This window comes from Luteibacter sp. (genome assembly GCF_051958795.1).
Taxonomy (GTDB): domain Bacteria; phylum Pseudomonadota; class Gammaproteobacteria; order Xanthomonadales; family Rhodanobacteraceae; genus Luteibacter.
In genome coordinates this window covers 1-11,257 of record NZ_JBQCFT010000229.1, presented here as the reverse complement: position 1 = coordinate 11,257, position 11,257 = coordinate 1, and the positions used below count along the sequence as shown (strand labels likewise).

Below are 11,257 nucleotides of genomic sequence, written 5' to 3'. Positions count from 1 at the left end.
GTTACTGGGATGACGGATAGGAGAAAGCAAACGGCGTGCCATGCTTTTGGCGCGCGGCGGATCAACGTTTTTTCGTGCGATTTCAGGTGGTTGTACGGGGCCTACCCCAACCCCTCCCTACCCTGATGGTGGTGCTAGCCGGAAACCTGACGCTCGACGGCAGTTAGTCACCATGACGGTCACGTTTTCCCTTGCCGAAAACGTTGGTGCCCACCTTGCGGGACGACAAACGACTGTGGGAGCGCGCTTGCGCGCGATGGGGCTGGCGGCAAGCCCCATCGCGTAGGAGCCCACCCTGTGGGCGACGCCTTTCGCACGAACGCCACAGGGTCTGCAGCGCTGTCGCGCAAGATGTCGCCCACAGGGTGGGCTCCTGCGGGAAGCCGGTCAGGCCGGCTCGGGCGTCGGCGACGGTGCTGGCGTCGGCAGGCTGGCTTTGACCGCCGGGCGGCGCATGTGTGACTCGAACTGCACTGCCTTGTTGCCCGCCGCGTTGGCCATGCGGCCGCGGAAAATCGGCACGTCCTCGGCGAAGACGGTGGCCAGGTCGGGCAGGCTGATCGGGATGATGTCGCCCTTGCGCAGGTGCAGGAAGTCGCCGATGGTCAGGCGCGCCTCGGCCAGCATGGAGGTGACCTCCACCTCGGCATCCAGGATCTCCTCGTGGAGGTTCTGGATCCAGCGCTCGTCACGCTCGGCACGGTCGCTCTGCACGCCAGCGTCCAGCAACTCGCGGATCGGCTCGACCATCGAGTACGGGAGCGTCAGGTGGATCTCGCCGCCGCCGCCATCCAGCTCCACGTGGAAGCGGGATACCACCACGGTTTCCGTGGGGCTCACGATATTGGCGAACTGCGGGTTGATCTCCGAGTTCAGGAACTCGAACTGCATCTTCAGCACCGGCGCCCAGGCCTCGGCCATGGCGCCGAACGCCTCCGCCAGGACGATCTGGATCACCCGGTTTTCGGTCGGGGTGAAATCCCGGCCTTCGATACGGGCATGGAACCGGCCATCGCCACCGAAGAAGTTATCGATGACCGTGAAGACCAGGCGCGGCTCGAACACCATGAGCGCGGTGCCGCGCAGGGGCTTGATCCGGACCAGGTTGAGATTGCTCGGCACGGCCAGCGAATGGACGTACTCGTTGAACTTGGTCATCTTCACGCCAAGGACCGACACCTCGCAGGACTTCCGCAGCACGTTGAACAGGTTGGCGCGGAAATAGCGGGCGAAACGGTCGTTGACCATTTCCAGGGTCGGCAGGCGGCCGCGGACGATGCGGTCCTGCTGGGTGAAGTCGTAATCGAGGATGGAGCCGGGCGGCGGTGGCGGCTCCAGCTCCGTCTCCACGGAGCCGCCTTCCACGCCGGCCAGCAGCGCATCGATTTCTTCCTGGGTAAGGATGTCGCTCATGGCCGGACGGCTCCCGTCACTGCATGCTGAAGCTGGTGAAGTACAGGGCGTCGACGCCCGGACGGCCGATCTTTTCCTTGAGCACGCGCTGCACCTCAGCCAGGGCGGCGGCCTGGAGCTTCTGCTTGCCCTTCACATCCGAAAGGGCCTTCACGTCCTGCGCCGAGAACAGCATGAGCAGGGCGTTACGAATCTCGGGGTCGGCTTCCTTGGCCGCGGTAATCGCTTCCGGGTCGTGCGACATCACGTTGACGCCCACCTGCAGGAAGCGCAGGGCGGTGTCATCCTGGACATTAACCACGAAGGCGGGATCCAGCTGCAGGTAAACGGCAGGCTTGGCCTTGGCCGATTCCGCGGCAGCCTGTTCGGCGCTCTTGGGGTGGCCACCCTTCAGGATGAAGAACGCGCCGCCGCCACCGGCAGCCAGCACGACCAGCGCGGCGATGAGCAGCAGCTTGCCCTTGCCCTTCTTCTTGCCTTCTTCGCCTTCTTTCTTTGCCGTGGCCATGCCGGTGGAACCTCGTTGATGCGGATGCGGTAGGTGACTGGCCCGTGGGGCCCCGCGGGTATTGTTGCAAGCGGCGTGCCATGACGCACAGTGGGCAACGCCGGTGCAGACCCCTTTTTTAAAGGGCTTTTCGGCCTGAGAGCCGGAATGACCAACAAGGCGGAAAATTGACGCGTGACGTCATTACGTCACGCGCAGGGTCAGGCGACCTCGTCCACCAGGCCGCGCGAAACGCGCGACGTGCCAGCGGTCACCAGGGCATCGCCAGAGGCATCAGCCGAATCAGCGCTACCGCCCTGCCCGCTCCCCTGCTGGCCGCCGTTCTGCTGCGCGCCGCCCTGGTTCACTTCGGCCTGGCCGAGCGAAAGCCCGTGGTGGGCCAGCATCGTGTCCAGGTTGGAAAGCGTCTGCTGCACGGCATGCACGGCGGCCGGGTGCTGGGCCATGATCGCGACATTGACCTTGCCGCCATCGACGTTCACGCGGACATCCATGCTGCCCAGTTCTTCCGGGTGCAGCTTGATCCGGGCTTCCTTCACGTCACCGGCGGCCGAGCTCATCCAGGCGATCTGTTCGCCGAGCTCCTGGGAGAACTGCGGCGAGGTCGCCGGCTGGGTCGCCTGCAGCTGCATCGGGCCGTTGAGCTGGCCAGGTGCCTGCGTGTGCGCCAGCGGCATCGGGCCGGCGGCAGGGTCCAGGCCCCGGGTCTCGTCCTTCGCGTCGTCCGTCCCAGCGCCCTTGGCGCCAAGCAGTGCGGCGAACGCGGAAAGCGGCGTCGGCGCGGTGGTCGTGGTTTCCGTGACGGCGGCCGGCAGCGCGTTGAGCGCGCCGGCCGTGACGGTGGCGGCATCGCCCTTCGCACCGGTGAGCGCGGCGAGCGCGTCGCCGGCGTGGCCTGTCACCACATCCTTCGCCGCGCCGAGTGCGTTCGCGGCCACCTGGGTCACCTGCGTGGGCACGCCGATAAGGGCGAGCATGGAAGCGGCGAGCGAGGTGCCATCGCCGCCCGCGGTGCCGTCATCCTTTTTCGTCGTGTCGTCGTCCTTCGTTCCTGCCGTATCGTCCTTCTTCGAATCCGCCGCCGATGCCGGTGCCTTGTCGTCCGGGCTGCCGGCCTGCGACTTCGCCGTCGTGTCGTGCTGGCTGTCGTCCGCCTTGTGCGCGTGGTTGTCCGCACGCGCCGCATTCATCGCGTGGTTGAACGGCTTCTGCGCCGCCGAAGCGTCGCTGGCCGTGGACGATGCCGTGGCCGGCGATGACGCGGGCGCTACCGGGGAGGAAGCGTGCGTCGCGGCGGACGCCGAGGGCCGGGCGGCATGGAGGAGAAGCGATGTGTTGTTCATGCGTTTGGCTCGATGGGGTCGATCGGCGGGAGGCGTGGCGTGATGCACGTCAGGCCCCTCACCTGGGGTTCCGGCGGTATTGCGAGCGCTCGTCAGCCTGTTCCTGCTCACGGCGATCCTGCGATTTGCGCTCCTGCTCGCGGTATTTCGCGGTGACGGAATCGAGCGCCTTCGCCCGGCCGCGCGCTTCGCTCCAGTCGTTTCGCGCGCGTTCGAGGGCGCGCTCGCGGCGCTGCACCTCGCCCATCTGCTGGACGATGGCCATGTCGATCTTCTGCAGGAACTGCTGGCGGTTGAGCAGCTCGGCGACGCCAATGCCCGAGGGTATTTCGGCGTATTCGTTGCGGTAGCGGCGCAGGTCCGCGAGTTGCTGCTCGGCGTCGGCGACCGCGCGCTGCTGCACCGCGAGCGCGCGCGTCGCCTCCTCCGCCTTTTCAGCGGCGAGGTCGACGACGGGTTGCAGGCGGTCGGCGCGGGAGGGCATCAGCGGGCCTTCGCGGCATCGACAAGGCCGGCTTCGGCCTCATCGAGATAGACGGGGGTATCGGTCTCCTGCTGGAGGAAGGCCGACAATTGCGGATACAGGGCGATCGCCTCATCCGTACGTGGATCGCTGCCCTGCTTGTAGGCACCCACGGCGATCAGGTCACGCTGCTGGCGGTAGGCCGAGTACACCTGGCGGAAACGCTGCGCGGCGCGCATGTGGTCCTTGCTCACGACCGAATGCATCACGCGGCTGATCGAAGCCTCGATATCGATGGCCGGGTAATGGCCGGCTTCAGCCAGGTCACGCGACAGCACGATGTGGCCATCCAGGATCGCGCGCGCCGAGTCAGCGATGGGATCGTGGCGATAGTCATCGCCCTCGGTGAGCACGGTGTAGAACGCCGTGATCGAGCCGCGCCCTTCCGCGTCGTTGCCGGCACGCTCGACGAGCGCGGGCAGCATGGCGAACACGGACGGCGGGTAGCCCTTGGTGGCGGGTGGTTCGCCGATCGCCAGGGCGATCTCGCGCTGCGCCTGCGCGTAACGGGTGAGCGAATCCATGAGCAGCAGGACGCGCTTGCCTTCATCGCGGAAATGCTCGGCCACTGCGGTCGCCACCTGCGCGCCACGCAGGCGCGAGAGCGGCGGTGCATCAGCCGGCGCGGCGATCACGACAGCACGGCGCCGGCCTTCCTCGCCCAGCGTATGGTCGACGAATTCCTTCACTTCGCGGCCGCGCTCGCCGATCAGCCCCACCACCACGACATCGGCGTTGGTGAAGCGGGTCATCATGCCCATGAGGGTCGACTTGCCGACGCCCGAGCCGGCGAACAGGCCGATGCGCTGGCCGCGGCCGACGGTCAGCAACGAATTGATGGCGCGCACACCGGTATCGAGCGGTGTATCGATCGGCTGGCGCAGCATGGGGTTGATCGGGTCGCGCCGCAGCGGCGCACGCTCGCGCGCCAGCAGCGGGCCCATGCCATCGAGCGGCACGCCATCCGGGCCGATCACGCGGCCCAGCAGCGAATCGCCAACGGGAATGCCGGAAACGGAAGCCACGGGGGTGACGCGCGCATTGGGCAGCACGCCGTGCATTTCGCCGGTGGGCATCAGCAGCAGGCGGCCATCGGAAAAGCCGACGACCTCGGTTTCAAGCTGCTTGCCGTCCGCACCCGCCACCATGCAGCGCGAGCCCACGGGGGCCTCGCAGCCGACCGCTTCCAGCGTCAGGCCGACGACGCGGCGCAGCTTGCCTTCCGCCTGCAGCGGACGCACGCGCTCGACGTTGGCCTTCTGCACGGAGAGGGCGTCACGCCAGTGCGCCGTGCGGTTCGCCTTGTGGGCGTCCGCGCTCACGGGGCAGCGACCTCGTCGCCTTCCGATTCCGCGGCCGGCGCCGGCATCAGCACGCTATCGATCACCGCGGCCAGCCGCGTGCGCACGCGCGCGTCGAGGCGCGAATGCTCGCTCTCCAGGCGCACGTCACCGCGCTCGAGCGCGGCATCGTCGAGGATCGTGCCTTCGTGGTCGGCCGACGAGCGATGCTCGCGCACCAGCGTGGCGTCGGCGGGATTCAGGTGGATTTTCAGATGACGCGAACCGGCCGGCAGCACGTCCACGGCCTGGTGCACGATATCGAGGATCTTTTCCGGGCGCGTAGCGATCTCGTAACCGAGCACGCGCTCCGCGATCAGCGTGGCCAATGCGGCGAGATCGCCCGCCACATCGTTATCGAGTTCGGCGAACGGACGCTCGACCGTGGCAAACAGCGCATCGAGGCGCGCCACCTGGGCCGTGAGTTCGCGCTTCGCCATGGCCCGGCCTTCATTGAGGCCGGCATTGAAGCCTTCCTCGCGGGCCTGGCGCTCGATCGCCTCGATCTCGGCCACGGTCGGCCGGTGCGGGCCATCGTCTTCCTCGATCTCGTCCGCGTGGTGCACGGCGGAGCCGCCGACGACCGGCAGCTCCCAACGCTCGAACTGATCGACGCGTTCGCGGGAAAGGATGGAGGTAAGGCTCATCAGACGAACTCTTCCCCGCCGCCGGCGAGATTGATCTGGCCAGCATCAGCCAGGCGCCGCGCGGTGGCGAGCACTTCCTTCTGCGCCGCATCCACTTCGGACAGGCGCACCGGGCCCTTCACTTCCAGGTCGTCGCGCAGCATGTCGGCGGCACGCTTGGACATGTTGGCGAAGATCTTCTCGCGGATCGCCGCATCCGCGCCCTTCAGCGCGGTGATGAGGCGGGCCGACGGCACTTCACGCAGGAGCACCTGCATGCTGCGGTCGTCCAGCTCCGCGAGGTCATCGAAGACGAACATGAGTTCTTCGATGCGGTCGCCGAGACCGGTATCGATGCCACGGATGGCGCCCATCAGCTCCGCCTCGCGCGAGGTTTCCATCGCGTTGAGGATGTCCGCCGCGGCCTTCAGGCCACCGACCGTCGCCGACTTCAGCTTGTTGGAGTTGCCGGAGAACTGGCGCTCCATGATTTCGTCGAGCTCGTTCAGCGCATGCGGCTGCACGCCGTCGAGCGTGGCGATGCGCATGACGACATCGCTGCGCGTACGCGCCGGCAAGTAGCCGATGACTTCAGCCGCCTGGTCCGGTTCGAGGTGCGCGAGCACCAGCGCGATGATCTGCGGATGCTCCTGGCTGATCATTTCACCGATCGCCCGGCTTTCCATCCACTTCAGCGACTCCAGGCCCTTGCTGCTGCGGCCCAGGAGGATGCGATCGATGAGGCCGCCCGCCTTGTTCTCACCCAGTGCGTTGACCAGGATGCGGCGGATGTAGTCTTCGGTGCCGACGCCGATGGCGGTGTGCTGGCCCACGTCTTCCTGCAGCTTGGTGAGGACGACCTCGACCTGCTCCTTGGAGACGTTCTTCAGCTGTGCCATGGCGGTACCTACCGCCTGCACGTCACGCGCACCGAGGTGCTTGAGTATCGAGGCCGCGTCTTCCTCACCCAGGGTAAGGAGCAGGATCGCGGCTTTCTGCGCGCCCGTCAGGGCTTCTTTATCAGCCGCCATCGTCATTCACCCAGCTCTTCACGACCTGCGCTACCTGCTTCGGATTCTCGGCCGCCATCCGCTTGGCGAGGCCGACCTTCTGTTCGTATGCCAGCAGCGCCGGTGCGCCAAGCTGGACCTGGGAGGAAACGTGGGCACGGTCCGAGCCCATGTCGTCGTCATCGACCATGACCGATACGGTGGGCATCGGGCCGGCGAGCGCCATGCCCTGCTCCATCGACGGTGCGGGCTTGAGCAGCCCCTTCAGCATCGGGCGCAGCACGAAGAAGCCGACGATCAGCGCGACCATCACGCCCAGGCCCTGCTTGATCAGGTCGAGCATGCCCGGCCGCTCCCAGAACGCAGGGCCCTCCGGCGCATCTTCGGCGGCGACACCGTGGAACGGTTCGTTGATGACGCTGACGCTGTCGCCACGCTGGGCGCTGAAGCCCACCGCGTTCTTGGTCAGCTCGGTGAGGCGCTGCAGTTCTTCCGGCGTGAAGGGAACGCTCTTCGTCTTGCCGTCCTTATCAGGCACGGTCTTGTTGTCGACGACGACGGCAACCGTCAGTCGCGCGACCTTGCCGGCCGGATCGGTGACATGGCTGACCGTGCGGTCGAGCTCGAAGTTGCGGGTCGCGCTTTCCGTCTTCTGGCTCGGCGTCTGCGCGGTCTGCGTCGTCGCCGCCTGGCCCGGTGCCGCCGGCTTGCCAGCCGTGGGGTTCGCAGCGGTCGGGTTACCACCTGCGTTCGGCGGCTGGTTGCTCAGCGCGCCCGGCACGCCACCATTGCTGGCGGGATCGGTGCGCGTGTCGCTGCTGGTCTGCTCGCTGCGCAGCGCCGGGTTGTCGTGGTTGAAGGTTTCGCTGGCCTTCTCGGTCGACGAGAAGTCGAGATCGGCGAACACCTGCGCGCGCACCTTGCCTGCGCCGACCAGCGGCGCCAGCAGGTCTTCGACGCGCTGCGTGTAGGTGGCTTCGATGCGGTTGGACAGGCGCAGGCGGTTGTCGCCAATGGCGGCGGCGCTATCCGGATCGTTCTGGGTCAGCAGGCTGCCGCCCTGGTCGATGACCGAGACGTTGCGCGTATCGAGTTCAGGCACGCTCGCCGCGACGAGGTGGACGATCGCAGCCACCTGGCCCTGGTCGAGCTGGCGCCCGGGGTACAGGGTGACGACGACCGAAGCACTGGCCGGCTTGTTATCGCGAATGAAGGCGGACGGCTTGGGCAGCGCGAGGTGCACGCGGGCGGCGCGCACCGACTGCAGGCCGGCGATGGTGTTGCCGAGGTCGGCTTCGAGCGCCGACTGGTAATGCGAGCGCTCGGCCATGTCGCTCATGCCGAACGGGGAATCGGAAGCGGGCTGCGCGGTAGCGGCACCCTGCGGCAGGCCCTGGCCGGCGAGCTTGAGGCGCACGGCGGCCACGTCGGCCACCGGCACGAAGATCGAGCTGCCATCGGTGCTGAGCGTGTACGGCTCGTTCTGGGTCTGCAGCGCCTGGGTGACGGCCGCCGCGTCTTTCTGTTCCAGGCCACCGTAGAGCAGGCCGTAGTTCGGGGCACGCGACCACATCACCGCGGCGATGCCAATAGCGACGGCACCCGCGATACCGGCCAGCATGAACAGCTGGCGCGCGGCAGGCGTCTGCGCGAGCGACTTCAGCGAGTGCATGCGCGATGCGTTGCTGGTGTCCGTGGTAGCGACGCCGTTATCAGCCATGGGGGGTAGTCAGTCCTGGGATACGTGGCACGCCGGTTAAACCGACATGTTCATGATTTCTTTGTAGGCATCGACCATCTTGTTGCGCACTTCGGTCATGCCGCGGAACGCGAGGTCGGCTTTCTGGCCCTGGATCATCACCTGGGCGAGATCCACGCCCGGGTCGCCGCGTTCGAAGGCCGTGGAGAGCTGGCCGGCCTTCTGCTGTGTTTCGTTGACGCCATCGATGGACTGCTTGAGCAGGTCACCGAACGAGCCCTTCTGCGCGGGGGCGGCTTCGCCCACGCCACGGATGGCGGGCATTTCGGTCTGCGCGCTGATGCGGCGCATCTGGAGCAGGAGGCTGTTGACGTCGATCGTGGTCATGACGGTTTTCCAACGCGTAATCGTCTTACCGACACTTCAAGCACGACCCATGCCAACCGTGAAGAACGATCAGCCTGCCTGCGCAGCTTCGGAAAGGCCGTATTTGCGCAGCTTTTCCACGAGGGTCGTACGCTGCACGCGGAGCAGCTTGGCCGCATGGGCGACCACGCCGTTGGCGGAATCCAGCGCCTGGCGGATCAGGCCGATCTCGATGCCGGCGAGGTGATCCTTGAGGTCCAGGCCGCCCTGCGGCAGCACCGACGGATCGCCTTCACCGCCGTAACGGAAGGTTTCCGTCACGTCCGGCTCGGCCTCCATCATGGCGATGAGCGCCGCACCCGATACTTCCTCAACCGGCGTCGCACCGCGGTACTTTTCCGGCAGGTCGGCGGCGCGGACATCACCCTGGGGCATGAGGATCGCCATGCGCTCCACCAGGTTCGACAGCTCGCGGACGTTGCCCGGCCACGCGTGGGCGCACAGGGCGTTCATGGCGCTCGGGGTGAAGCGGACCGACGACAGGCCACGGGTGACCAGGCGCTGGTTGAATTCGGCAATAAGCGCCGGCAGGTCTTCCAGGCGCTGGCGCAGCGGCGGCATTTCCAGCGGGAACACCGACAGGCGATAGAACAGGTCTTCACGGAAGGTGCCACGCTCGATGGCGCCCTCGAGGTCGCGGTGGGTCGCGGCGATGATGCGCACGTCGCAGCGCTGCGCGCGGTTGCCGCCGACGCGCTCGAACACGCGCTCCTGCAGCACGCGGAGCAGCTTCACCTGCATCGGCAGGCTCATGTCGCCGATTTCGTCGAGGAACAGCGTGCCGCCCTCGGCCAGTTCGAAGCGGCCCTTGCGCGAGCTGATCGCGCCGGTGAAGGCGCCCTTCTCATGGCCGAACAGTTCGCTTTCGAGCAGCTCGGCCGGGATGGCGCCGCAGTTGATCGCGACGAACGGCTTGTCACGGCGCGGCGAGCAATCGTGGATGGTGCGGGCGACCAGTTCCTTGCCGCTGCCGGATTCGCCCAGCACGAGCACGCTGGAATCGAACGGGGCGACCTGGCGGATCAGCGAGTTCACCCGCTGCATCGGGCCGGACTGGCCGACGAAGCGCAGGCTGGAGACCGCCGGCTGCATGCGGGCCTGCAGGCTGCGCAGGGCTTCCGACAGGCGCTCGTAGCGCAGCGGCATGTCGATCAGCTCGACGTTCTGGATGTTGTCGTCGGCGATCAGCGCGGTGGCGATCGGCGAATCGGCGGCGACCAGCATGGGCAGTTCGCGGGCCTGGCGGCCGAGCGGTGCGAGGTAGCCTTCCAGCTCGGCCTCGTCGTCCACCGTGCCTACATAGGCACCGCGCCAGGCCTCGCCCGCTTCCACCGTGTGCATGCGGCTGGCCAGCACCGGGCGGTAACCCAGGAAGGCAAGCGCCGAACCCACGGCATCGGCGCGGGACGGGTCGGATTCGACAACGAGAAAGTTGGACGACTTCACCGGATATACCTCGCGTAGAGAATGATCGAAGGCCCCTGGGCGGGTCCGTGCTGGAATCCCGTCGCCTTCGTTGCAAGGTATCAATCAAGGAGCGTGCCAACGTCGGAAAACCGACGGGAAAAGCCTGAAATCCGCGTCAGGGAACGGACTGTCGCCGTGTAGGGAAAACCTTTTCGGCAACGTGTGAAAACGCCCCGGTGAGCGTCAGCGTCAATCGTGACGACACGCGTCACGAATGTGACGCAGGAAGACACGCGACGTTCTTACGTCACGTGACGTAAAAGGTCACCCCTGGGCTGACTGGGCCCGGGCCTCGGCGACCTGGCGCCGGTGCTGGCGGAAAACCAGCCGCTCGATCTCGTCGCGGACCGGCTCGGAAAGGCCCTCGAAGGCCACGAAACCCTTGCCGTCCATGGGCCCCGGCTGGCGGATGCCCGGCAGTTCCAGGGGCAGCGCCCTGACCACGTCGAAGTGCAGCTTCACCAGCACCGACTCGCCCACGGGCGGCAGGCCGTCCCAGGGGAGGACTACGCCAAGGGCGTTGAAGCGCAGGGAAATGCGGGGCGGCAGGGCCGACTGCGGCAGGAGAAGACGGTTCACGATCTCCATGAGGACGTTGAGCTTGGCATCCAGCCGGGCGACCTCATGGCTGAGGGCGTTGTCCTCATCGCCAGTATCGACCCGGCGGTCCATCAGGGCGGCGACAGCGACCAGGACATTGGCGTTGCGATCATTGACCGAAGCCAGGGCGGCCGGCGCGGGGCGCTCGGCGGGCTCACAGGTGGCGTGGAACCGGGCGTCCCAGGTGACCCGCTCCGAAAAGGCCTTCCACGTCGAGTCACTCATGGGCCTGCCACCGTGGTGAAATCAGAACGAAGTATACGCAGCCACGGCCTTGCGTACCCGGTTCGAGGAACCGAGCG

At 67.0% G+C, this 11,257-nt stretch carries 11 protein-coding genes; all 11 read right to left on the bottom strand.

The window, feature by feature from the left end; genetic code table 11:
- Positions 1-387: 387 nt before the first annotated feature.
- The gene (gene fliM, locus ACTHLF_RS11530) at positions 388-1,413 is read right to left on the bottom strand and encodes a flagellar motor switch protein FliM (protein WP_440327483.1); all 1,026 of its coding nucleotides are present in this window, start codon (positions 1,411-1,413) and stop codon (positions 388-390) included.
- Between the two features lie 16 nt (positions 1,414-1,429).
- Complete coding sequence (locus ACTHLF_RS11525) at positions 1,430-1,921, bottom strand: flagellar basal body-associated FliL family protein (RefSeq protein ID WP_440327482.1); 492 nt, start codon at positions 1,919-1,921, stop codon at positions 1,430-1,432.
- Positions 1,922-2,121: 200 nt separating this feature from the next.
- Positions 2,122-3,264 carry a flagellar hook-length control protein FliK gene (locus ACTHLF_RS11520; protein WP_440327481.1) on the bottom strand — a complete coding sequence of 381 codons (1,143 nt, stop codon included), beginning with the start codon at positions 3,262-3,264 and terminating at the stop codon, positions 2,122-2,124.
- 58 nt (positions 3,265-3,322) lie between these two features.
- Positions 3,323-3,748: a flagellar export protein FliJ gene (fliJ, locus tag ACTHLF_RS11515; protein WP_440327480.1), complete on the bottom strand. Its 426-nt coding sequence runs from the start codon at positions 3,746-3,748 to the stop codon at positions 3,323-3,325.
- Entirely contained in the window at positions 3,748-5,109 is a 1,362-nt protein-coding gene (gene fliI, locus ACTHLF_RS11510) for a flagellar protein export ATPase FliI (RefSeq protein ID WP_440327479.1), read from the bottom strand. The genes fliJ and fliI overlap by 1 nt, the downstream gene beginning before the upstream one ends.
- Positions 5,106-5,774 (bottom strand): FliH/SctL family protein, encoded by a 669-nt coding sequence (locus ACTHLF_RS11505; protein ID WP_440327478.1) that lies wholly within the window; start codon positions 5,772-5,774, stop codon positions 5,106-5,108. Before ACTHLF_RS11505 ends, fliI begins: the two co-directional genes overlap by 4 nt.
- On the bottom strand, positions 5,774-6,763 hold the full coding sequence (gene fliG, locus ACTHLF_RS11500) for a flagellar motor switch protein FliG (protein WP_440327484.1): 990 nt from the start codon (positions 6,761-6,763) through the stop codon (positions 5,774-5,776). The genes ACTHLF_RS11505 and fliG overlap by 1 nt, the downstream gene beginning before the upstream one ends.
- A gap of 10 nt (positions 6,764-6,773) precedes the next feature.
- Positions 6,774-8,483 (bottom strand): flagellar basal-body MS-ring/collar protein FliF, encoded by a 1,710-nt coding sequence (gene fliF, locus ACTHLF_RS11495; protein ID WP_440327477.1) that lies wholly within the window; start codon positions 8,481-8,483, stop codon positions 6,774-6,776.
- A 36-nt stretch (positions 8,484-8,519) separates the two neighbouring features.
- Positions 8,520-8,849 carry a flagellar hook-basal body complex protein FliE gene (gene fliE, locus ACTHLF_RS11490; RefSeq protein WP_045828538.1) on the bottom strand — a complete coding sequence of 110 codons (330 nt, stop codon included), beginning with the start codon at positions 8,847-8,849 and terminating at the stop codon, positions 8,520-8,522.
- Between the two features lie 69 nt (positions 8,850-8,918).
- Positions 8,919-10,334, bottom strand: a complete 1,416-nt coding sequence (locus ACTHLF_RS11485; RefSeq protein ID WP_440327476.1) for a sigma-54 dependent transcriptional regulator — start codon at positions 10,332-10,334, stop codon at positions 8,919-8,921.
- 285 nt (positions 10,335-10,619) lie between these two features.
- Positions 10,620-11,180, bottom strand: a complete 561-nt coding sequence (locus ACTHLF_RS11480) for a PilZ domain-containing protein (RefSeq protein WP_440327475.1) — start codon at positions 11,178-11,180, stop codon at positions 10,620-10,622.
- Between the last annotated feature and the right edge of the window lie 77 nt (positions 11,181-11,257).